The organism is Telluria sp. GW821-FHT07G12 (assembly GCF_059418525.1).
In genome coordinates, this window is record NZ_JBWKQA010000002.1 from 588004 (window position 1) to 610113 (window position 22110).

Consider the following 22110-nt stretch of genomic DNA (forward strand, 5'->3'; position numbering starts at 1 on the left):
GGTCTTGCTTAACCGTGTCCGGGCGCGTAGGGGAAGCGCAGCGCCTGGTAGTACTCGAGCGGATGGGCCGGGGCCTTGACGCCGGCCGGCAGCGCCAGGCCGGAGCGGCGCTGGAAGTAGGCGATGCAGGCGTCGCGCCACCACTGCGCTTCCGCGTGCTGCTGGGCCAGGCGCTGCGCGGTATCGCTCCAGCGGCGCGCATCGATCAGCGGGCGCAGCCCGTCCCAGCGCGCCTGCATGGCCGCCACCCCGGCCACGCCGCCGTCGTAGTGGGCGATCAGCTCTTCCCACAGCGTGCGGCCCGAGGGCATGCGGTAATCCCAGGGCAGGTGATGGAACCACAGCAGCAGCTCGGGCGGGGTGGTGGCCGGCTTGGCGAAACGCCGGGCCAGTTCGGGCGCGTACTGGGCCACCGCATTGCTGCCGGTGGAGCTGCGGTCGAAGCCGATGCCGTCCGGGCCGGCGCGGTGGTAATAGGCCGGGTTCCAGTCCGGGCGCTCCAGGTTGTCGATCCAGGGCGCCGGGCCGTAATGGTGGCCGGTGCCCATCAGGTGGTGCAGGCCGAACGGCGTCATATAGTCGACCGCGGTTTCGCGCGAAGCCATCATCATGGCGACGACCGGTTCCACCACGCGCGGGTCCGGCGCGAAGGTCTGGGCCGCCCATTCGCGCGCGATGGCACCGGCGTCGAGTTCGGGGTTCCAGGCCAGGCGGCCGAAGGTATACCAGTTGGCCTGGTCGAAGGTCGAGCCGGTCCAGTTGCGGCTGCTGCCGATATTCGCCACGCCGGCGATGCCGCCGGTGCGGCCGGTCTGTGCGCCTTCGAGCACGCGCGCCACCGGCAGCGAACTGGATGCCGCGCGGGTGTCCGCGCGCAGGGTTTCCTGGAAGAGGGTGCCAAGGTAGACCAGGTGGGTAGCGAAGCCCAGGTACTCCTTGGTGAGCTGGAATTCCATCATCAGCGGCGTGCGCGGCATGGCGCCGAACAGCGGGTGGAAGGGCTCGCGCGGCTGGAAGTCGATGGCACCGTTCTTCACCTGCACCAGCACGTTGGGCTCGAACTTGCCGTCCAGCGGCTGGAACTGGTCCCAGGCCTGGGTGGCGCGGTCGTGGGTATCGTCGCGCGCCGCACCCTTGGCCGCCGGGGGGGCATAGACGAAGGCGCGCCACATCACGCTGCCGTGGTGCGGGGCCAGCGCGCGCGCCAGCATGTTGGCGCCGTCTGCGTGGTTGCGACCGTAGTCCTGCGGCCCCGGCTGGCCCTCCGAATTGGCCTTGACCAGGAAGCCGCCGAAGTCGGGGATGGTCTTGTAGATCTCGTCGGCCTTGCGGCGCCACCAAGCGGCCACCTCGGGGTCGAGCGGGTCGGCGGTCCTGGTTTCGTGCAGCTCTAGCGGGGTCGACCAGCGCACCGACAGGTAGACCCGAATGCCGTAGGGCCGCAGCACATCCGCCACCTTCGCCGCCTTGGCGATGAAGGGTGCGCCCAGCACCTCGGCCTTCGCATTCACGTTGTTCAGCACCGTGCCGTTGATGCCCAGCGAGGCGTTCGCCCGGGCATAGTCGGTGTAGCGCGGATCGACGATCCCCGGCAGCTCCCACCAGTTCCAGATCGATTCGCCGGCATAGCCGCGTTCGACGCCGCGGTCCAGGTTGTCCCAGTGGTTCAGCACGCGCAGCGGCAGCGCCGGCGCCCCGGCCAGCGGCTGCTTCTCCAGCGCGCCGGCGGCGCCCAACTGCAGCGCGCGCAGCCAGGCAAAGCTCCCGTACACCAGGCCGGCATCGTCGCGCGCGGCGATCAGGGTCACGTCCTTGCCTTCGATGCGGGTGCGCTGGACCAGGTAGGCTTCCGGCGTCAGGGCGGCCAGCGAGGCGCGCAAGGAAGCGGGCAGTGCTTTCGCCAGCCCGGCGGGCAGGGCGTCCGCGCGGGCCAGCAGCACGCTGCCGCGCCCGACCCTGGTGGAGGCAGGCGGCGCCTTGCCGAGCATGCCGCCGAGGCCGCGCTGCAGCTCTTCGCGCGCCGCGCGCACGGCCGCGCTGTCGGCAGTCAGGGTAAGGATGGATTCGGGGGCCACAGCGGGACGAAGCGCCTGCGGCAGGGGCTGATAGCGCAACCACAGCGCGTAGCCGTCTTCCTCCGCAGCGTTTGCTGTCGCGGGAAATGCCGCGCCGAGCAGGAAAAGGATCAGAACCTGCGTCAAGGCGCGGGCAAGATAGCGAGGCAAGATGCGTCTCCGGAATATTTTTATGTACATCGATGTTAGCGCAAACTTTAATGCTGCGGTATCCTTTTCTGGAATCACAGCGAGCCGTGCAACTATGTTAAGATAGCGCGAACAGTTGTCACACGAAGGACCGGACCAGATGAGCAAAGCGAAAGTTGACGCCAGCCTCGACGAGAGCGATCGTCGCGGACAGCCGACCATGGCGGATGTCGCCAAGCTGGCCGGCGTTTCCGCCATGACGGTGTCGCGCGTCATGAACGGCAAGGGCCTGGTGCGCGAGAGTACGCGCCGCAAGGTGGCCGAGGCTGTCGCTGCGCTGAACTACACCCCGAACCAGGAGGCGCGCAACCTGGCCGGCTCCAAGCCGATCCGGATCGGTTTCTTGTACAGCAACCCGAGCGTCGCTTACCTGAGCGAATTCCTGGTCGGCCTGCTGGGACAGTCCGGCCTCAACAACGTCCAGCTCTTCGTCGAGAAGTGCGAAGACGCCGAGCGCGAGGACGAGCAGGCGCTGCGCCTGATCGGCAATGGCCTGGACGGCGTGATCCTGCCGCCGCCGCTGTGCGACAGCCGGGCCGTGCTGGCCCGCGTGAAGGAAGCCGATATTCCCGCGGTGGTGGTGGCCTGCGGCCAGCCGGATGCGGACGTCGGCGCGGTCAGCATCGACGACTACGAAGCTGCGCACGCGATGACGCGCCAGCTGGTCAACCTCGGACACCAGCGCATCGGCTTCGTGATCGGCCATCCGAACCAGACCGCCAGCGCGCGCCGCCTGGACGGCTACCGCGCCGCCATCGAGGAAACGGGCGCGGACACCGACCCGGACCTGGTGGTGCAGGGCATGTTCACCTACCGTTCGGGCCTCGACGCCGCCGAGCACCTGCTTGGCCTGGCCGAGCGTCCGACTGCCATCTTCTGCAGCAACGACGACATGGCCGCTGCCACGGTCGCGGTCGCGCATCGCCTCGGCCTCGACGTGCCGGGCGACCTCACGGTCACCGGCTTCGACGATACCATCCTGGCCACCACCATCTGGCCGGAACTCACCACCGTGCGCCAGCCGATTGCCGAGATGGCGCGCGAAGCCGTGCAATCGCTGGTGCGCCGCGTGCGTGCGCTGCGCGAAGGCGAGGACGCCGAACCCGAACAGATCCGCATGGCCTTCGAGCTGGTGCGGCGCCAGTCGGACGCTGCGCCCCGGATCCGCCCGTCGGCGCGCCTGCCGCAGCTGGCCGCGAATCAGCGCGGGCGCTGAGCTTCTCCAACTTCTCATTGCTTCCTGTCGGGAGGCCGGCTGCAGGCGCTTTCGTTGTTTTTTGATTGCGCTAACATCGGTGTTTTAGCCGTCCGCTAAGTCTTCCATGCCTCGGCCCGGACCTTTTAGAGCCGGACTCTTCTCCAAAACCCACCATCGACAGCAAATATTCGGTTGACAAGCCTAAAACTTGCCGTTTAGACTGAAATGATTGCGATAACATTGCTGTTAGGGGAATGTTTGCGGCGTGTTCGCACGTAATGCCGATACTAAAAATAATTTCGGAGACCGGATGGGTATCAAGCGCAGGGAGTTTTTGGCGTCTGTGGGCGGCCTGGCTGGCATGGCGGCGCTGCCGCCTGCGCTGGCCGGTGCGGCAGCGGTAGGCAAGGGCGGGCTGCCGCTGTACAAACAGGCCGGCGCGCCGGTGGAGGCGCGCGTGGAGGACCTGCTGCGCCGCATGAGCCTGGACGAGAAGATCGCGCAGATGCAGTGCCTGTGGCAGCAGAAGGCCGCGGTGCAGAATGCGGACAGCAGCTTCTCGGCGGAGAAGTCGCAAGCCGCCTGGCCGCACGGGATGGGCATGCTGGCCCGTCCCTCGGACCGCCAGCTGGGGCACGTCAGCGCCGCCGGCGACAGCGGCGAGGTCAAGCACCGCGGTCCGCGCGAGACCGCGGAATACGTCAACGCGGCCCAAAAATGGGCGCTCGAGCAGACCCGCCTCGGCATTCCCATGCTGACGCACGAAGAGTCGCTGCACGGCTACGCGGCGCGGGAAGCGACCCACTTCCCGCAATCGATCGCGCTGGCGTCGAGCTTCGATCCGGCCCTGCTGACGCGGGTGTTCTCGGTGGCGGCGCGCGAGATGCGTGCGCGCGGCGCCAACCTGGCGCTGGCGCCAGTGGTGGACGTCGCGCGCGACCCGCGCTGGGGCCGCATCGAAGAGACCTATGGCGAAGACCCGCACCTGTGCGGCGCGATGGGCAAGGCGGCCGTGCTGGGCTTCTCCGGCGATACGCTGCCGCTGGCAAAGGACAAGGTCTACGCCACGCTCAAGCACATGACCGGCCACGGCCAGCCGGAGAGCGGCACCAACATCGGCCCGGCCAACCTGGGCGAGCGCAGCCTGCGCGAAGACTTCTTCCCGCCTTTCGAGAAGATCGTCAAGGAAACGAAGATCGCGGCCGTCATGCCCTCGTATAACGAGATCGACGGCGTGCCCTCGCATGCCAACCGCTGGCTGCTGACCAAGGTCCTGCGCGAAGAGTGGGGCTTCAAGGGCGTGACGGTGTCCGACTACATGGCCGTTCACGAACTGGTCAGCCGCCACCACCTGGCCTCGACGCCGAAGGAGGCCGCCCTGCGCGCGCTGAAGGCCGGCGTCGACATCGAGACGCCGGACCCCCACGGCTACCTCAGCCTGGCCGAACTGGTCCGCGAAGGCAAGGTCGCGACGAAGGAGATCGACGCCGTCGTGCGCCGCATCCTGCGCCTGAAGTTCGATGCCGGCCTGTTCGAGAATCCCTATGTGGACGCGGACCGTGCCGACGCCCTGACGGCGGCGCCGGACGCGATCGCGCTGGCGCACGAGGCGGCGCTGAAGAGCGCCGTGCTGCTGAAGAACGACAAGGGCCTGCTGCCGCTGCAGGCGGACAAGATCGGCAAGCTGCTGCTGCTCGGCACCCACGCGCAAGACACCCCGATCGGCGGCTACTCCAACGTGCCGCGCCACGTGGTGTCCGTGTACGAAGGCCTGCAGCGTGAGGCCGCGGCCGGCCGCTTCGAGCTGGCCTATGCGGAAGGCGTGCGCCTGACCGAAGGCCGGGTCTGGGGCAAGGACGAGATCGTGTTCACCAAGCCGGAAGTGAATGCGCGCCTGATCGCGGAGGCGGTGGAGGCGGCAAAATCTGCCGACACCATCGTCATGGTCCTGGGCGACAACGAGATGACGGCGCGCGAAGCCTGGGCCGACACCCACCTGGGCGACCGCACCACGCTCGACCTGCTGGGCCAGCAGAACGACCTGGCGCGCGCCATCTTCGCGCTGAACAAGCCGACCGTGGTGCTGCTGCTGAACGGGCGTCCGCTGTCGGTGAACCTGCTGGCCGAACGCGCCGACGCGCTGATGGAGTGCTGGTACCTGGGCCAGCAGACCGGCCATGCGGTGGCCGACCTGCTGTTCGGCCGGGCAAACCCGGGCGGCAAGCTGCCGGTGACGATCGCGCGCGAGGCGGGCCAGCTGCCGCTGTTCTACAACCGCAAGCCGAGCAGCCGCCGCGGCTACATCGACGGCAGCACGGCGCCGCTGTTCCCGTTCGGCTTCGGCCTGTCGTATACCCGCTTCGAGATCTCGGCGCCGCAGCTGGAGCAGAGCCGTATTTCGACTTCCGGCAGCACGCGGGTGCGGGTCGAGGTGCGCAACGTCGGCCAGCGCCGCGGCGACGAGGTGGTGCAGCTCTACATCCGCGACGACGTCAGTTCGGTCACGCGGCCCCTGCTGGAGCTGAAGGGCTTCCAGCGCGTGAGCCTGGAGCCGGGCGAGACGCGGACCCTGAGCTTCGACATCAAACCTTCGGACCTGTGGTTCTACAACACCGAGATGAAACGCGTGGTGGAACCGGGGACTTTCACGATTTTGGCCGGGCCGGACAGCGTCGCCCTGAAACAGGCGACCCTTACGGTGGCATAACACACAAGGATGAATATGACAGCACAAGCATTCAAGTTGCTTCCCGAGGACCTGGAACGCGCGCTGCTGGTCGGCCGTGTCTGGCGCGACGGCGAAGGCGCCGGGCCGGCAGTGGTTGCCGTGCGCGGCGGCCGCATGGTCGACATCACGCGCCACGCCCCGACCGTGTCCGAGCTGTTCGACCGCGCCGACCTGCTGGCCATCGTGCGCGATGCCGACGGCGAAGACCTGGGCGCTGCCTTCGATCTGGTGCAGGCCGCCTGCAAGGGCGAGGCCGGCCCGGGCGGCATCCGCCTGCTCGCGCCCTGCGACCTGCAGGCGATCAAGGCCTGCGGCGTGACCTTCGCGGTCAGCCTGCTGGAGCGCGTGATCGAAGAGCAGGCCAAGGGCGACCCGGTCCGCGCCGATGCCCTGCGCGCCCAGCTGCAGGCCTCGATCGGCACCAACCTGTCCGAAATCGAGCCCGGCTCCGAGGCCGCCATGCGCCTGAAGGCGGAGCTGAGCGGCCGCGGCCTGTGGTCGCAGTACATGGAAGTCGGCATCGGCCCGGACGCCGAGGTCTTCACCAAGTCGCAGCCGATGTCGGCGGTGGGCCATGGCGCCGCCGTCGGCCTGCACCCGGCCTCGCACTGGAACAACCCGGAGCCGGAGATCGTGCTGGCGGTGAACAGCCGCGCCGAAGTGGTCGGCGCCACGCTCGGCAACGACGTCAACCTGCGCGACATCGAAGGCCGCAGCGCGCTCCTGCTGGGCAAGGCCAAGGACAACAACGGCTCCTGCGCGATCGGTCCCTTCGTGCGCCTGTTCGACGGCGACTTCGGCATCGACAGCGTGCGCAACCTGGAAGTCGGCATGCTGATCGAAGGCGTCGACGACGGCTTCACCCTGAGCGGCGCCAGCTACATGCGCGAAATCAGCCGCGACCCGCTCGACCTGGTCGCCCAGACCTGCGGCAAGCATCACCAGTACCCGGACGGCTTCATGCTCTTCCTCGGCACCATGTTCTCGCCGATCAAGGACCGTGACGCCAAGGGCGGCGGCTTCACCCACCACGCGGGCGACCGCGTCAGCGTTTCGACGCCGGCGCTGGGAACCCTGGTCAACATCGTTTTCCGCAGCGACCAGATCGCACCCTGGACCTTCGGCGTGCGCGCCCTGGTCGCCAATCTGGCCCAGCGCGGACTCCTCACGAGATAGTCAAGAGATACTCATGCCCGACAATAAAGAACAAGCATTCGTCTACGCCATTTACCCTGACCTGGCCGGCAAGAACGTCGTCATCACCGGCGGCGGCAGCGGCATCGGCAGCGAGCTGACCACGGCCTTCGCGGGCCAGGGCGCGCGCGTCTGGTTCCTCGACATCGCCGAGGAAGCGTCGCTGCAGCTGCAAACCGCGCTGGCCGGCTCGCTGCATGCGCCGACCTTCGTCAAATGCGACCTGACCGACCTCGATGCCCTGAAGGACGTCTTCACCCGCATCGAGGCAGAAGCCGGCGCCGTCGACATCCTGCTGAACAACGCGGCCAACGACGACCGCCACGAGATCGAAGCGGTCACCCCGGGTTATTGGGAGAACCGGATGAACGTCAACCTGCGCCACCTGTTCTTCGCCGCCCAGGCCGTGGTCCCGGGCATGAAGCGCCGCGGCGAGGGCGTGATCCTGAACTTCGGTTCGATCTCCTGGCACATTCCGCACACCCAGCTGAGCCTCTACATGACGGCCAAGGCCGCGATCGAGGGCATGACCCGCGCGCTGGCGCGCGAGCTCGGCCCACATGGCATCCGCGCGAACACCGTGGTGCCGGGCGGCGTGCGCACCCCGCGCCAGGTGGCCCTGTGGCACAACCCGGACGAGGAAGCCCGCATCGTGGCCGGCCAGTGCCTGCCCGAGCGCGTCGAGATGCAGGACGTCGCCGCGCTGGCGCTGTTCCTGGCCTCGAACAACGCGCGCCGCTGCAGCGGCCGCGAATACTTCGTCGACGCAGGCTGGTACGGCGCATGAACGGCGCATCTTCATCGACGCCGGTCAGCCTGTGGAAGGTCGGCGCGACCCTCGGTGAGGGCGTGCTGTGGGACGCCGCCCGTTCGCGCGTCTGGTTCGTCGACATCAAGGGCCGCCGCATCCACAGCTGCGCCCCGGATGGCGGCGAGCGCCGCAGCTGGGATACGCCGGGCCAGGTCAGCTTCATCGTGCCGGCCGCCGACGGCGGCATGGTGTGCTCGCTCGACGACGGCCTGTACCGCTTCGTCGAGGCAGACGGCAGCTTCGCGCCGCTGGCCAGCGTCGAAGCCGACCAGCCGGGCAACCGCTTCAATGACGGCCACGTCGACCAGCACGGCCGCCTGTGGTTCGGCTCGATGGACGACGCCGAGGAAAAGCCGACCGGTGCGCTGTACCGCTTCGACGGCGGCCAGGTGGCGCGCATGGACGAGGGCTACGTCATCACCAACGGCCCGGCGCTGAGCCCGGACGGCCGCACCCTCTACCATACCGACACGCTGGAGAAGTGCGTGTACGCCTTCGACATCGGCGCTGACGGCGCCCTGACCGGCAAGCGCCTGTTCGTGCGTCTCGAGGGCGGCGGCTATCCGGACGGGATGGCGGTCGACGCCCTCGGCTGCGTGTGGGTCGCGACCTTCGGCGGCTGGCGCATCGACCGCTACAGCGCGGACGGCATCAAAATAGGGGAGGTATCCTTCCCTTGTGCGAACATCACCAAGCTGGCCTTTGGCGGCCCGGACCTGTGCACGGTGTATGCGACCAGCGCGTGCAAGGGCCTGTCCGCAGCCGAGCTGGCGGCCCAGCCGCTGGCCGGTTCCTTGTTTACCTTCCGGTCGGAGACGCCGGGCTTGCCGCAGCGGGCGCTGCGGCTGATATAGAAAGAATGGCAGGAGCATCATGAATCAGGCAAACACCACGCGCCGCTTCCGGTCCCAGGACTGGTTCGACAACGAAGAACGCATCGACATGACCGCGCTCTATCTCGAGCGCTTCATGAACTACGGGATCACGCCGGAAGAACTGCGTTCCGGGAAGCCGATCATCGGCATCGCCCAGAGCGGCAGCGACATCTCGCCGTGCAACCGCATCCACCTCGAGCTGGCCAAGCGCGTGCGTGACGGCATCCGCGATGCAGGCGGCATCCCGATGGAATTCCCGCTGCATCCGATCTTCGAGAACTGCCGCCGCCCGACCGCGGCGCTGGACCGCAACCTGGCCTACCTGGGCCTGGTCGAGATCCTGCACGGCTATCCGATCGACGCGGTGGTGCTGACCACTGGCTGCGACAAGACCACCCCGGCCCAGCTGATGGCGGCGGCGACGGTCGACATCCCGGCCATCGTGCTGTCGGGCGGCCCGATGCTGGACGGCTGGTTCGAGGGCGAACTGGTGGGTTCCGGCGCGGCGATCTGGAAGGGCCGCCGCCGCCTGGCTGCCGGCGAGATCGACGAGAAGAAGTTCATCGACATCGCCACCGCCTCGGCGCCGTCCGCCGGCCACTGCAACACCATGGGCACGGCGTCGACCATGAACGCGATTGCCGAAGCGCTGGGCATGTCGCTGACCGGCTGCTCGGCGATCCCGGCGCCTTACCGCGAGCGCGGCCAGATGGCCTACGAGACCGGCCGCCGCATCGTCGGCATGGCCTTCGAAGACCTGCGTCCCTCGCAGATCCTGAGCCGCGACGCCTTCCTCGACGCGATCGTGGTGAATGCCGCCATCGGCGGCTCCAGCAACGCCCAGCCGCACATCGTGGCGATGGCGCGCCATGCCGGCGTCGAGATCACGCCGGAAGACTGGATGGAATATGGCTACGACGTGCCGCTGCTGCTGAACATGCAGCCGGCCGGCAAATACCTGGGCGAGCGCTTCCACCGTGCAGGCGGCGTGCCCGCCATCATGTGGGAGCTCGAGCAGCAGGGCATGCTGCGCTCGCAGCGCCAGACCGTGAGCGGCAAAACCATGGCCGCCAACCTGCTTGGCCGCGAAAGCGCCGACCGCGAGATGATCCGTCCCTTCGCCGAACCGCTCAAGCAGAGCGCCGGCTTCCAGGTCCTGAAGGGCAACCTGTTCGACTTCGCGATCATGAAGACCAGCGTGATCTCGGAAGCCTTCCGCGCGCGCTACCTGTCGACGCCGGGCGCGGAGAACCGCTTCGAGTGCCGCGTGGTGGTGTTCGACGGTTCGGACGACTACCACCACCGCATCAACGACCCGGCGCTGAACATCGACGAGAACACGATGCTGGTGATCCGCGGCTCGGGCCCGATCGGCTGGCCTGGTTCGGCGGAAGTGGTGAACATGCAACCGCCGGATGCCCTGATCAAGCGCGGCATCACGGCGCTGCCGACCCTGGGCGACGGCCGCCAGTCCGGCACGTCGGACAGCCCGTCCATCCTGAACGCCTCGCCGGAAAGCGCGGCCGGCGGCAACCTGGCATTGCTGCGTACCGGCGACGTGGTGCGCGTGGACCTGAACACCGGCCGCTGCGACGTCCTGATCGGGGACGAGGAACTGGAAGCGCGCCGCAAGGATGCGCCGCCGCCGATCCCGGCCGACCAGACCCCGTGGCAGCAGATCTACCGCGCCACCGTTGGCCAGCTGCATACCGGCGCCTGCATGGAGCTGGCTCTGCAGTACCGCGGGGTGGGGCAGGACATGCCGCGCCATAATCACTGAGCTTTGCACCGCACAAAAAAACCATCAGGAGACGCAACATGAAAAAGATGATCACGGCCCTCGGCCTCGCCTGTTCGATGCTGTTCGCGGCGGGCGCCGCGCACGCGGACCCGCAGCACCCGAAGATCGGCTTCTCGATCGACGACCTGCGCCTCGAGCGCTGGACCCGCGACCGCGACTACTTCATCCAGGCCGCCGAGCAGATGGGCGGCAAGGTCTACGTGCAGTCGGCGGACGCCAGTGAGCAGCGCCAGATCGCCCAGATCGAGAACCTGATCTCGCGCGGCGTGGACGTGCTGGTGATCGTGCCCTATAACGCGACGGTGCTGAACAACGCCATCCGCGAAGCCAAGAAGGCGAAGATCAAGGTGGTCTCCTACGACCGCCTGATCCTGAATGCCGACGTCGACGCCTATGTCTCCTTCGACAACAAGGCCGTCGGCAAGCTGCAGGCGCAGTCGCTGGTGGCGCTCAAACCCAAGGGGAATTACTACCTGCTGGGCGGCGCACCGACCGACAACAACGCCAAGATCCTGCGCGAAGGCCAGATGGAAGTGCTGCAGCCGCTGATCGACAAGGGCGACATCAAGGTAGTCGGCAAGCAGTGGGTCAAGGACTGGAGCCCGGCCGAAGCGATGGCGATTACCGAGAACGCGCTGACGGCCAACCGCAACCGCATCGACGCCGTGGTCGCCTCCAACGACGGTACCGCCGGCGGCGCGATCCAGGCGCTGGCGGCGCAGAAGCTGGCCGGCAAGGTCGCGGTCTCGGGCCAGGATGCGGATCTGGCGGCGGTGCGCCGCGTGATCGCCGGCACCCAGGCCATGACCGTGTACAAGCCGCTGCGCGAGATCGCATCCACTGCGGCGAAGATGGCGATCCAGCTGGTGCGCGGCGAGAAGCCGGCCTACAACGCCCAGCTCGACAACGGCGCGAAGAAGGTCGACACGGTGCTGCTCAAGCCGGTGCTGCTGAACAAGGCCAACGTGGACGTGCTGGTCAAGGACGGCTTTTACACCCCGGCCCAGCTGGCCGGCAAGTAAGCGGCGGGCTGCACCGGATGTCTGCTTATCTGCTTGAAATGAAGGGGATCGCCAAGCGTTTCGACGGCGTCCCCGCCCTCGACGGCATCGATCTGGCGATCCGTCCCGGCGAATGCATCGGCTTGTGCGGCGAGAACGGCGCCGGCAAGTCGACCCTGATGAAGGTGCTGTCCGCCGTCTACCCGTATGGCGACTGGGACGGCGAAATCCTGCTCGACGGCCAGCCGCTGCGCGCGCGCTCGGTGCGCGAGACCGAGGCCGCCGGCGTCGTCATCATCCACCAGGAACTGATGCTGGTGCCGGAGTTGTCGGTGGCCGAGAATATCTTCCTCGGCAACGAGATCACCTTGCCCGGCGGGCGCCTCGATTATCCGGCCATGAACCGCCGCGCCGAAGAGATCCTGCGCGAACTGAAGCTGCCGGACGTGAACGTGGTGCTGCCGGTGAAGAACTACGGCGGCGGCCACCAGCAGCTGATCGAGATCGGCAAGGCGCTCAACAAGAAGGCGCGTCTGCTGATCCTGGATGAGCCCTCGGCTTCGCTGACGGCGGCCGAGATCGAGGTCCTGCTCCAGACCGTCCGCGACCTGAAAGCAAAGGGCGTGGCCTGCGTCTACATCTCGCACAAGCTGGAGGAAGTGGCGGCGATCTGTGACACCATCGTCGTGATCCGCGACGGCAAGCATATCGCCACCACGGCCATGCAGGACATGAACGTGGACCGCATCATCGCCCAGATGTGCGGGCGCGAGCTGAACCAGCTGTATCCGAGCCTGCCGCACGAGATCGGCGAGGTCGTGATGGAAGCCCGCCACATCACCTGCTACGACCCGGACCAGCCGGCCCGCAAGAAGGTCGACGACGTCTCCTTCGAGCTGCGGCGCGGCGAGATCCTCGGCATCGCCGGCCTGGTCGGCGCCGGCCGCACCGAGCTGGTCACGGCCATCTTCGGCTCCTATCCGGGCGCTTACGATGGCGAGGTCTTGCTGGAAGGGCGCAAGGTCGATACCTCGACCCCGCTGAAGGCCATCGCCGCCGGCTTCGCGCTGGTGCCGGAAGACCGCAAGCAGCACGGCATCGTGCGCGACCTGTCGGTGGGCGAGAACATCACGCTGTCGGTGCTGCAGCGCTTTTCGCGCCTGAGCCGCATCGACGACGGCCTCGAGGCGCGCGAAATCGGCGCCCAGATCTCCCGGCTGGCGCTGAAGACCGCCAGCCCGGCGCTGCCGATCACGGCGCTCTCCGGCGGCAACCAGCAGAAAGCGGTGCTGGCCAAGATGCTGCTGACCGGCCCCAGGGTGCTGATCCTGGACGAGCCGACCCGCGGCGTCGACGTCGGCGCCAAGTTCGAGATCTACAAACTGATGCTCGAACTGGCCGCGCAGGGTATCTCCATCATCATGGTGTCGTCCGAACTGGCCGAGGTGCTGGGCGTGTCGGACCGCGTGCTGGTGATGGGCGAGGGCAGGGTGCGCGGGGAATTCATCAATGAAGGCCTGAGCCAGGAAACCATCCTGGCGGCCGCAATCGGACAAGGAAAGCCATGACGGATCAAGCACAGGCGCAGGCACGGGCTGCGGCGGCGCCGCAACGCGCCGCGCGAAGCACGAACACCTTCAGCTTCAAACAGATCTTCACGCAGTACAAAATCCTGGCGCTGCTGGTCGCGGTCGCCCTCATCTGGGCCTTCTTCAGCTGGAAGACCGACGGCGGATTCACTTCAGCGCGCAACCTGTCGAACCTGATGCGCCAGATGTCGATCACCGGCATCCTGGCCTGCGGCATGGTGTTCGTCATCATCGCCGGCGAGATCGACCTGTCGATCGGCTCCCTGCTCGGGCTGCTGGGTGGGGTGGCGGCGGTGCTCGACGTCACCCGCCACATGCCGCTCGGCGCCACCGTCGCCATCGTGCTGGCGGCCGGGCTGGTGCTGGGCTGCCTGAACGGCTACCTGACGGCGTATGCGGGCATACCGTCCTTCATCGTCGGCCTGGGCGGCATGCTGGCCTACCGCGGCATCCTGCTCGGGGTGACCGGCGGCGAGACCATCGCCCCGATTTCCGACCCCTTCCAGCAGCTCGGCCAGGCCTACCTGCCTCCTGGCGTTGGCATGCTGCTCGGCGCCGCGCTGTTCGTGCTGGCCGGGGTGCTGGCCTGGCGCCAGCGCGTGAGTCTGGCGCGCCACCAGCTGCCGGTGCCGGCCATGTGGCGGTCGGTGCTGCGGGTGGCGCTGGTCGGCGTGGTGCTGGCCGCCTTCGTGTCGACCCTGAACGGCTACGAAGGCATTCCGCTGCCGGTGCTGGTGCTGCTGGTGCTGCTGGGCGTGTTCAGCTACATCGCACGCAAGACCGTGTTCGGCCGCCGCATCTACGCCGTCGGTTCGAACATGGAAGCGACCCGCCTGTCGGGCATCAACGTGCGCGCCGTGAAGCTCTGGATCTTCGGGATCATGGGCCTGATGTGCGCACTGGCGGGCCTGATCAACACGGCGCGCCTGGCGGCCGGCTCTCCTTCCGCCGGCACTTCCGGTGAACTGGACGTGATCGCGGCCTGCTTCATCGGCGGCACCTCGATGCGCGGCGGCGCCGGCACCGTGCACGGCGCGCTGGTCGGCGCCCTCGTGATGGCCAGCCTGGACAACGGCATGTCGATGCTGGACGTCGATACCTACTGGCAGATGATCGTCAAGGGCATGATCCTGACCCTGGCCGTGTGGCTGGACGTGGCGACGCGCACCGGACGCCGCTGACTCGGCTTAGGAGCGCCTGACAAAACCCTCAGGGCAAGGCGCATCGTCGAAGACAGTACGCTAGTACGGCGAGACGAATGCAACGCTGCCATGAGGGTTTTTCAGGTGCTCCGGTTCAGGGTTTGTACTTCGGGCCGTTATTGAGGAAGGCGCCGCCCTGGTAGATCCTGGTGATGTCGTCCGGATCCGGGTAGCCGGCAAATTCCGGCAGCTTGTGCGCGAACTGCGCCGAGCTGTCCTTCGGCTGGTAGCACAGGTAGCTGGCGTGGCGGTCGTCCCACCAGAGGCCCTCGTTGGCCGAGACGCCGAAGGTGATCGTATGGCCGACGCGCGGCGTGAGCAGCGAGCGGCGCAGCAGCTCGACCAGGTCGTCCAGGCTCAGCCAGCAGCACATCGAGCGATGGTCGATCGGTTCCGGCCAGCAGAAACCGATGCGGATGCACACGGTCTCGATGTCGAAACGGTCCCAGTAGTAGCGGGCCATGGATTCCCCGAACACCTTGGACAGGCCATAGTAGCCGTCCGGCCGTGGCGGCATGGAGGCATCGACGACCTGGGTGTTCTCGTACATGCCCATGGTGTGGTTGGTACTGGCGAACACCACGCGGCGGATGCCCAGCTTGTGCACGGCCTCGTACAGGTTGGCCATGCCGAGGATGTTCGCCTGCATGATGGGCTCGAAAGCCTCTTCGGTCGAGATGCCGCCGAAGTGCAGTACGGCGTCGACGCCTTCGCACATGCGCAGCACGGCGTCGCGGTCGGCGAGGTCGCACTGGACCACTTCTTCGCCGGCTGCGGCGGGGCCGACGTCGGCCAGGTCGGCCAGGCGCACGATGTCGGCGAACTGGTGCAGGTGCGGGCGCAGCCGGCGCCCGAGGTTGCCGGCGGCGCCGGTCAGGAGGATGCGGTGGAAGGGTTTGCTCATGATCTCAAAGGAGTCTGGGGCCAGCGTGTCGCCGCTATGGTAACCGTGCGCGGCGGAGGTGACCAGGCAGGCCTTGAGAGCCGGCCCGCGAGGCAGGCCGGCGGCCGCGACATTCAGCACGGCGCCGCCGGCGCCGCGCTCCACGATCAGCCCTGGTTCGGGGCTTGCAGCTGGCCGTCGACGGTGCGCGCCAGGCCGAGCGGATTACCGTCGCGCAGGGCTTCCGGCAGCAGCTCGGCCGGCACGTCCTGGTAGCACACCGGGCGCAGGAAGCGCTCGATCGCGGTGGCGCCGACGCTGGTCGAACGCGCATCCGAGGTGGCCGGGAAGGGGCCGCCGTGGACCATGGAATGGCAGACCTCGACGCCGGTCGGGAAGCCGTTGAACAGGATGCGGCCGGCCTTGCGCTCGAGCGCAGGCAGCAGCTTCGCGGCCAGCGCACGGTCGGCGGCGTTGGCATGCACGGTGGCGGTCAACTGGCCTTCGACGTGGGCGGCGACGGCCAGCAGCTCGGCTTCGTCGCGGCAGGCGATCAGCAGCGAGGCCGGTCCGAAGATCTCTTCTTCCAGTTCCGGATTGGCCAGGAAGGTGGCGGCATCGCACTGGTAGAGCGCGGCCTGGGCGGCGCAGCCCTGGCCTTCGTTGGAGCCGCGCGCAACCAGGCGCACGCCTTCGATGCCGTCACGCTTGCCGACCGCGCCCACGTAGGCCTGGTGGATGCCGGCGGTGAGCATGGTGCCCGCGCCCTTGGCCTGCAGGGCGTCGCCGGCGGCGGCGCTGAAGGCGTCCAGTTCCGGACCCTGCAGGCCGATCGCCAGGCCAGGGTTGGTGCAGAACTGGCCGACGCCCAGGGTCAGGGAATCGACGAAGCCCTGCGCCAGCTTGGCGCCGCCGGCGGCCAGTGCGCCCGGCAGCAGGAAGAAGGGGTTGATGCTGCTCATTTCGGCATAGACCGGAATCGGTTCCTTGCGCGCGTTGGCGGTGGCCACCAGGGCCAGGCCGCCCTGGCGCGAGCCGGTAAAGCCGACTGCCTTGATGGCCGGGTGGGCGACCAGGGCCTGGCCGATCGAGCGGCCTTCGCCGATCAGCATCGAGAACACGCCTTCCGGCATGCCGCAGTCGATGGCGGCCTGCTGGACCGCCTTGCCGACCAGCTCCGCGGTGCCGAGGTGGGCGTTGTGGGCCTTGACCACTACCGGACAGCCAGCCGCCAGTGCAGAGGCGGTATCGCCGCCGGCCACCGAGAAGGCCAGCGGGAAGTTGGAGGCGCCGAACACGGCCACCGGGCCCAGCGCGATGCGGCGCATGCGCAGGTCCGGGCGCGGCGGCGTGCGCTCGGGCAGGGCCGAGTCGAGGGTCGCGCTCAGGAAGTTACCGTCGCGGACCACCTTGGCGAACAGGCGCAGCTGGTTCACGGTGCGCATGCGCTCGCCCTCGAGGCGGGCGGCGGGCAGGCCGGATTCCTGGCCGGCGCGCTCGATCAGCAGCGGGCCGATATCGAGGATGCGCTGGGCGATGGTCTCGAGGAAGCGCGCACGCTCCTCCAGGCCGGTGGCGCGGTAGCTGTCGAAGGCTTCTTCGGCCAGCCTGCAGGCGGCCTGCAGGTCGTCGGCCGTGGCCAGGCCGAAGGCCGGTTCGAGGGTGGCGTGGGTGGCAGGGGCATAAGCGTGGACGCTGCCGCCAGTGCCGCGGATGGCCTGGCGGCCAATGGTCATTTCGCCTTGGATGTGCATGGGGTCTCCTTGAATGTTACCGCAACCATAAAGGATTTCCAGCAAGCTTGCAAGATGTGGAGCAAACTCGTATGGTTGTGTATGATTGCGTGAACATACGAATGATCGCCATCGCGGAGGAGATTGCATGCGACCCCATTTCTGGCTTTGCGCGCTGCTGGCGGGCAGCGCCGGCGCCGCTCCCGGCCCCGGCTTCGAGATCGCCGTCACGGTCGACGACCTGAGCGCGCACGGCACGCTGCCGGCGGGGATGAGCTGGCCGGGCATCGCCGCGTCCTACCTGGACACCCTGAAGGCGCACCGCGTGCCCGAGGCCTGGGGCTTCGTCAACGCCGCACGCCTGCGCGATGCGCCGGGCAGCGAGGCGGTGCTCGACCTGTGGCGCCGCGCCGGCTATCCGCTGGGGAACCACACCGCCAGTCATCTCGGCCTGTCGCAGGCGCCTTCGCTGGCGGCCTGGCAGGAGGACGTCAAACGCGGGGAAGCGCCGCTGGCCAGCCGCATGCGGGGCGCCGACTGGCATGTGCTGCGCTACCCCTACCTCGATGCCGGCAGCAAGCCGGAGCGCCACGACCGCGCCCTGGCCTGGCTGCGGCGCGAGGGCTACCGCATCGCCGACGTCAGCCTGAGCTTCGACGACTGGGCCTATACCGAAACCTACGCGCGCTGCCTGGCGAAAGGCGACCAGGGCGCGATCGAGGCCATGCGGCGCAGCTACCTGCTGCGGGTCGACGCCGGCATCGCCCGCATGCAGGCCTTGTCGCAGCGTGTTTACGGGCGCATGGTGCCGCAGGTGCTGCTGACCCACATGGGCGCATGGAGCGCCGCGACCCTGCCCGAGGTGATGGCGCGGCTGGACGCGGCCGGCGCCCGCTACGTGCCGCTGGCGCAGGCCCAGCGCGATCCGGCCTACCTTGAGGGGGGGCCGCAATCCGGCAACGGCATCCTGCCGGAGCGTGCGGCGCGCGAACGCGGGCTCAAGCTCGACGACTTGCCGCAGGTGCCGGCGGCCGGGGATCTGGACGCGGTCTGCCGCTAGCCGCACCATCAAAATCTGCATTTGGTTTCTCGAAAAGCTTCGTTGTCCTGTGTATCGTGCGGGCATAAGCTGGGCGCATCTCGACTCATCCGGAAGCGCCCATGTCCGCCGTCCTTCAAGAAATCGCGCCGTCCCGCCAGCGCTTCGCCGTCAAGGCCTTCGATGCCCCGCTCGGCGCCGAGGTGCTGGGCCTCGACCTGTCCCAGCCTCTATCGGAAGACGACTTTGCGCGCCTGCACCGCGCCCACCTGGACTACCACGTGCTGGTCTTCCGCGACCAGAACATCACGCCCGCCCAGCAGGTGGCCTTCAGCCGGCGCTTCGGACGGCTGCAGATCCATGTGCTGCGCCAGTTCCAACTGGCGTCCGACCCGGAGGTGCTGGTCATCTCGAACATCCGCGAGAACGGCCAGCCGATCGGCCTCGGCGACGCCGGCCACTTCTGGCATTCCGACCTCTCGTACAAGGAGACCCCCAGCCTCGGCTCGATGCTGCACGCGCAGGAACTGCCGGCGGAAGGCGGCGACACCCTGTTCGCCAACCAGCACACGGCCTGGGAACGCCTGCCCGCCTACCTGCAGCGCGCCGTCGCCGGCCTCAAGGCGGAGCACAGCTACCTGGCCCGCTATGAAGAGCTGCGCAAGCGCAACCCCTGGCGGCCGGCGCTGACGCAGGCCCAGGTCGGCGAGGTCAAACCGGCCGTGCACCCGGTCGTGCGCACCCACCCGGAGACGGGGCGCAAGGCGCTGTTCGTCAGCGAGCACTTCACCACCCACATCGTCGGCCTGCCGGAGGATGAGAGCCGTGCGCTGCTGGACGAACTGTTCGAGCACAGCACCCGGCCCGAGCACATCTACCGTCACCGGTGGCAGCCGCAGGACATGGTGTTCTGGGATAACCGCTCGCTGATGCACCTGGCGGCCGGCTGCCCGGACGACCAGCGCCGCAAGCTGTACCGCACCACGATCGAAGGCGACGTGCCGTTCTGAACCCACCGAGAAGATGACCATCATGCGCATCACTTTCCCGAAATTCGCCGCCGGCCTGTCCGCGCTGGCGCTCGCCGCCGCCGTCGCCGCGCCCGCTCGTGCCGAAGGGCAGCTGCGCATCGCCCAGCAGTTCGGCCTGGTCTACCTGCTGCTCAACGTGGCCGAGGACCAGAAGCTGATCGAGAAGCACGCCAGGGCCCAGGGCGTGCCGGTCAAGGTCGACTACGTCCAGCTGTCGGGCGGGAACGCCGTCAACGATGCGCTGCTGTCGGGCTCCATCGACGTCGCCGGCGCCGGCGTCGGCCCCTTGCTGACCATCTGGGACCGCACCCGTGGGCGCCAGAACGTCAGGGGTATCGCTTCGCTCGGCAACTTCCCCTATTACCTGGTCAGCACCAACCCGCAGGTCAAGACCATCGCCGACTTCAGCGACAAGGACCGCATCGCGCTGCCGGCGGTGACGGTGTCTGTGCAGGCCCGCATCCTGCAGATGGCGGCCGCCAAGCAGTGGGGCACGGCGCAGTACACGCGCCTGGACCGCCTGACGCAGTCGGTGCCGCATCCGGACGCCACCGCCGCCGTGATCGCCGGCCAGACGGAACTCAACAGCCATTTCGGCAACCCGCCTTTCCAGGACCAGGAACTGGCGGGCAATCCGAAGGCCCACATCGTCATCAACTCCTACGACGTGCTGGGCGGGCCGAGTTCCTCGACCGTGCTGTACGCCACCGAGAAGTGGGTCAAGGAGAATCCCAGGACTTACCGCGCCTTCGTCGATGCGCTCAACGAGGCGGCGCAGCTGATCACGGCCAATCCGGAGCTGGCGGCCGACGCCTACCTGCGCGTGACCAAGGCCAAAACCGACCGCGCTTTCCTGCTGAAGGTGATCCGGAATCCGCAGATCCAGTTCAAGGTGGCGCCGCAGAATACGCTGGGGCTGGCCCAGTTCCTGCAGGAGGCCGGCGCCATCAAGACCCGCGCCGCTTCCTGGCGCGACTACTTCTTCGAGCATCCGGCCCTGGCGGCCGGCAGCTGAGGGGAGGGCGCCGCATGAAGCTCTATCCCTTCCAGCCCCTGCCGGCGCCGCTGCTGCGCGCGCAGGATCTCAGCATCGATTACGCGTCCGGCGCCGGCATCGTGCGCGCCACCCACGAGGTGAACTTCGACGTCTACCAGGGCGACCGCTTCGTCCTGCTCGGGCCCTCGGGCTGCGGCAAGTCGACCCTGCTGAAGGCCATCGCCGGTTTCGTCCAGCCGACCTCCGGCGGGCTGCTGCTGCGCGGGCGGCGCATCGTGAAGCCGGGTCCGGACCGCATCGTCGTATTCCAGGAGTTCGACCAGCTGCCGCCGTGGAAAACGGTGAAGCAGAACGTGATGTTCCCGCTGCTGGCCGGCGGCGCCAAGCGCAGGGAAGCGGAGGCGCGCGCCCTGCACTGGCTGGACAAGGTCGGGCTGGCGCGCTTTGCGGACGCGTATCCGCACACCCTGTCCGGCGGCATGAAGGCGCGGGTGGCGATTGCCCGCGCGCTGGCCATGCAGCCCGACATCCTGCTGATGGACGAACCCTTTGCAGCGCTCGACGCGCTGACGCGCCGGCGCATGCAGGAAGAGCTGCAGGCGCTGTGGGAAGAGGTGGGCTTCACCATGCTGTTCGTGACCCACTCGATCGAGGAGGCGCTGGTGGTCGGCAACCGCATCCTGCTGCTGTCGCCGCATCCGGGCCGCGTGCGGGCCGAGATCAACAGCCACCAGTTTGGCCTTTCCAGCAGCGGCAGCGCGGAATTCCAGGCGGCGGCGCATCGCATCCATGAGCTGCTGTTCGGCGCGGAGCTGAAGCACGCCGGGGCCGAAGCGGGCGGCAGCACAGCGCGGGCGGTATTCTCATGAGCGCCCATATCGATCCCGTGATCCGCGCCGAGTACGAGCTGCCGCTGGCGCAGCACGCAACGAAGCCGGCGCCGCCGCCCAGCTCGGGCGCGCAAGTGCTGGGCCATGTGCTGCAGGCCGGCTGGCTGCGCAAGGGTTTGCTGCTGCTGGCGCTGGCGGCCCTGTGGGAATGGGCGGCGCGGCTGGCGGGCAACGACCTGCTGCTGCCGGGCTTCCTGCAGACCGCCAGGGCCTTCGTCGAGGGCGTCGTTTCCGGCGAGCTGCCGCGTTACGTCGGCGTGTCGCTGGCGGTGCTGCTGCAGGGCTACCTGGCCGGCGTCGCCGGCGCCTTGCTGCTGACGACCCTGGCGATGTCCAGCCGCCTCGGGCGCGACCTGCTGGAGCTGCTGACCGCCATGTTCAATCCGCTGCCGGCGATCGCGCTGCTGCCGGTGGCCCTGCTGTGGTTCGGGCTGGGCAAGGGTAGCCTGGTATTCGTGCTGGTGCATTCGGTGATGTGGCCGCTGGCGCTGAACGCTTACGCCGGCTTCCGCGCGGTGCCGGACACGCTGCGCATGGCCGGCCGTAATTACGGTCTGGGCGGCCTGCGCATGGTCGCCCAGATCCTGATACCGGCTGCCCTGCCAGCCATCCTGTCCGGCCTGAAGATCGGCTGGGCCTTTGCCTGGCGCACGCTGATCGCGGCCGAGCTGGTGTTCGGCACCACCTCGGGCAAGGGAGGTCTGGGCTGGTACATCTTCCAGAGCCGTAACGAGCTGTTCACCGACAAGGTCTTCGCCGGGCTGGCGACGGTGATCGTGATCGGCTTGCTGTTCGAGCACCTCGTGTTCGATGCGGTCGAGCGGCTGACGGTGAGGCGCTGGGGCATGCAGCGCTGAACCCCGCGTTCGGGAGG

General features: G+C 68.2%; 17 protein-coding genes. 14 read left to right on the top strand and 3 right to left on the bottom strand.

Annotation, left to right across the window (positions count from 1 at the left end; translation table 11 throughout):
- Positions 1–8: 8 nt before the first annotated feature.
- Entirely contained in the window at positions 9–2225 is a 2217-nt protein-coding gene (locus tag AC07PE_RS10750) for an alpha-glucuronidase family glycosyl hydrolase (RefSeq protein ID WP_498764034.1), read from the bottom strand.
- Between the two features lie 139 nt (positions 2226–2364).
- On the opposite strand from AC07PE_RS10750, the gene AC07PE_RS10755 reads away from it, so the two are divergent.
- The 9 genes from AC07PE_RS10755 to AC07PE_RS10795 all read left to right on the top strand — a co-directional run bounded on the left by AC07PE_RS10755 (position 2365) and on the right by AC07PE_RS10795 (position 14642).
- The gene (locus tag AC07PE_RS10755) at positions 2365–3480 is read left to right on the top strand and encodes a LacI family DNA-binding transcriptional regulator (RefSeq protein WP_498764036.1); all 1116 of its coding nucleotides are present in this window, start codon (positions 2365–2367) and stop codon (positions 3478–3480) included.
- 292 nt (positions 3481–3772) lie between these two features.
- Positions 3773–6169 carry a glycoside hydrolase family 3 N-terminal domain-containing protein gene (locus AC07PE_RS10760; protein WP_498764038.1) on the top strand — a complete coding sequence of 799 codons (2397 nt, stop codon included), beginning with the start codon at positions 3773–3775 and terminating at the stop codon, positions 6167–6169.
- A gap of 15 nt (positions 6170–6184) precedes the next feature.
- Positions 6185–7366 (top strand): fumarylacetoacetate hydrolase family protein, encoded by a 1182-nt coding sequence (locus tag AC07PE_RS10765; protein WP_498764043.1) that lies wholly within the window; start codon positions 6185–6187, stop codon positions 7364–7366.
- 13 nt (positions 7367–7379) lie between these two features.
- On the top strand, positions 7380–8171 hold the full coding sequence (xylB, locus tag AC07PE_RS10770; RefSeq protein ID WP_498764047.1) for a D-xylose 1-dehydrogenase: 792 nt from the start codon (positions 7380–7382) through the stop codon (positions 8169–8171).
- Positions 8168–9049: an SMP-30/gluconolactonase/LRE family protein gene (locus tag AC07PE_RS10775; RefSeq protein WP_498764049.1), complete on the top strand. Its 882-nt coding sequence runs from the start codon at positions 8168–8170 to the stop codon at positions 9047–9049. The genes xylB and AC07PE_RS10775 overlap by 4 nt, the downstream gene beginning before the upstream one ends.
- A gap of 19 nt (positions 9050–9068) precedes the next feature.
- On the top strand, positions 9069–10850 hold the full coding sequence (locus AC07PE_RS10780) for an IlvD/Edd family dehydratase (RefSeq protein ID WP_498764051.1): 1782 nt from the start codon (positions 9069–9071) through the stop codon (positions 10848–10850).
- Positions 10851–10888: 38 nt separating this feature from the next.
- The gene (gene xylF, locus AC07PE_RS10785; protein ID WP_498764054.1) at positions 10889–11893 is read left to right on the top strand and encodes a D-xylose ABC transporter substrate-binding protein; all 1005 of its coding nucleotides are present in this window, start codon (positions 10889–10891) and stop codon (positions 11891–11893) included.
- A gap of 17 nt (positions 11894–11910) precedes the next feature.
- Complete coding sequence (xylG, locus tag AC07PE_RS10790) at positions 11911–13440, top strand: D-xylose ABC transporter ATP-binding protein (RefSeq protein WP_498764056.1); 1530 nt, start codon at positions 11911–11913, stop codon at positions 13438–13440.
- Positions 13437–14642: a sugar ABC transporter permease gene (locus tag AC07PE_RS10795; RefSeq protein ID WP_498764058.1), complete on the top strand. Its 1206-nt coding sequence runs from the start codon at positions 13437–13439 to the stop codon at positions 14640–14642. Before xylG ends, AC07PE_RS10795 begins: the two co-directional genes overlap by 4 nt.
- A 115-nt stretch (positions 14643–14757) precedes the next feature.
- On the opposite strand, the gene AC07PE_RS10800 is transcribed toward AC07PE_RS10795, so the two are convergent.
- Positions 14758–15567: an NAD-dependent epimerase/dehydratase family protein gene (locus tag AC07PE_RS10800; protein ID WP_498764762.1), complete on the bottom strand. Its 810-nt coding sequence runs from the start codon at positions 15565–15567 to the stop codon at positions 14758–14760.
- 146 nt (positions 15568–15713) lie between these two features.
- Entirely contained in the window at positions 15714–17300 is a 1587-nt protein-coding gene (locus AC07PE_RS10805) for an aldehyde dehydrogenase (NADP(+)) (RefSeq protein ID WP_498764060.1), read from the bottom strand.
- Between the two features lie 127 nt (positions 17301–17427).
- Here AC07PE_RS10805 and AC07PE_RS10810 point away from each other — a divergent pair, with 127 nt between their 5' ends.
- From AC07PE_RS10810 to AC07PE_RS10830, 5 genes are all read left to right on the top strand, one after another.
- Positions 17428–18339 (top strand): polysaccharide deacetylase family protein, encoded by a 912-nt coding sequence (locus AC07PE_RS10810; RefSeq protein ID WP_498764062.1) that lies wholly within the window; start codon positions 17428–17430, stop codon positions 18337–18339.
- Between the two features lie 101 nt (positions 18340–18440).
- Complete coding sequence (locus AC07PE_RS10815) at positions 18441–19328, top strand: TauD/TfdA dioxygenase family protein (protein WP_498764064.1); 888 nt, start codon at positions 18441–18443, stop codon at positions 19326–19328.
- A 22-nt stretch (positions 19329–19350) separates the two neighbouring features.
- A complete protein-coding gene (locus AC07PE_RS10820; protein WP_498764066.1) occupies positions 19351–20364 on the top strand; it encodes an ABC transporter substrate-binding protein in 1014 nt (337 codons plus the stop codon).
- 14 nt (positions 20365–20378) lie between these two features.
- The gene (locus AC07PE_RS10825) at positions 20379–21215 is read left to right on the top strand and encodes an ABC transporter ATP-binding protein (RefSeq protein ID WP_498764068.1); all 837 of its coding nucleotides are present in this window, start codon (positions 20379–20381) and stop codon (positions 21213–21215) included.
- A complete protein-coding gene (locus tag AC07PE_RS10830) occupies positions 21212–22093 on the top strand; it encodes an ABC transporter permease (RefSeq protein WP_498764072.1) in 882 nt (293 codons plus the stop codon). The genes AC07PE_RS10825 and AC07PE_RS10830 overlap by 4 nt, the downstream gene beginning before the upstream one ends.
- The last annotated feature ends 17 nt before the right edge of the window (positions 22094–22110 follow it).

Bases quoted from the DNA above. Each gene is read 5' to 3' on its own strand.
- AC07PE_RS10780 (WP_498764051.1), top strand. From the start codon at position 9,069: ATGAATCAGGCAAACACCACGCGCCGCTTCCGGTCCCAGGACTGGTTC.
- AC07PE_RS10810 (WP_498764062.1), top strand. From the start codon at position 17,428: ATGCGACCCCATTTCTGGCTTTGCGCGCTGCTGGCGGGCAGCGCCGGC.
- AC07PE_RS10760 (WP_498764038.1), top strand. From the start codon at position 3,773: ATGGGTATCAAGCGCAGGGAGTTTTTGGCGTCTGTGGGCGGCCTGGCT.
- xylG (WP_498764056.1), top strand. From the start codon at position 11,911: ATGTCTGCTTATCTGCTTGAAATGAAGGGGATCGCCAAGCGTTTCGAC.
- AC07PE_RS10815 (WP_498764064.1), top strand. From the start codon at position 18,441: ATGTCCGCCGTCCTTCAAGAAATCGCGCCGTCCCGCCAGCGCTTCGCC.
- xylF (WP_498764054.1), top strand. From the start codon at position 10,889: ATGAAAAAGATGATCACGGCCCTCGGCCTCGCCTGTTCGATGCTGTTC.
- AC07PE_RS10830 (WP_498764072.1), top strand. From the start codon at position 21,212: ATGAGCGCCCATATCGATCCCGTGATCCGCGCCGAGTACGAGCTGCCG.
- xylB (WP_498764047.1), top strand. From the start codon at position 7,380: ATGCCCGACAATAAAGAACAAGCATTCGTCTACGCCATTTACCCTGAC.
- AC07PE_RS10820 (WP_498764066.1), top strand. From the start codon at position 19,351: ATGCGCATCACTTTCCCGAAATTCGCCGCCGGCCTGTCCGCGCTGGCG.
- AC07PE_RS10800 (WP_498764762.1), bottom strand. From the start codon at position 15,567: ATGAGCAAACCCTTCCACCGCATCCTCCTGACCGGCGCCGCCGGCAAC.
- AC07PE_RS10805 (WP_498764060.1), bottom strand. From the start codon at position 17,300: ATGCACATCCAAGGCGAAATGACCATTGGCCGCCAGGCCATCCGCGGC.
- AC07PE_RS10755 (WP_498764036.1), top strand. From the start codon at position 2,365: ATGAGCAAAGCGAAAGTTGACGCCAGCCTCGACGAGAGCGATCGTCGC.
- AC07PE_RS10765 (WP_498764043.1), top strand. From the start codon at position 6,185: ATGACAGCACAAGCATTCAAGTTGCTTCCCGAGGACCTGGAACGCGCG.
- AC07PE_RS10825 (WP_498764068.1), top strand. From the start codon at position 20,379: ATGAAGCTCTATCCCTTCCAGCCCCTGCCGGCGCCGCTGCTGCGCGCG.
- AC07PE_RS10775 (WP_498764049.1), top strand. From the start codon at position 8,168: ATGAACGGCGCATCTTCATCGACGCCGGTCAGCCTGTGGAAGGTCGGC.
- AC07PE_RS10795 (WP_498764058.1), top strand. From the start codon at position 13,437: ATGACGGATCAAGCACAGGCGCAGGCACGGGCTGCGGCGGCGCCGCAA.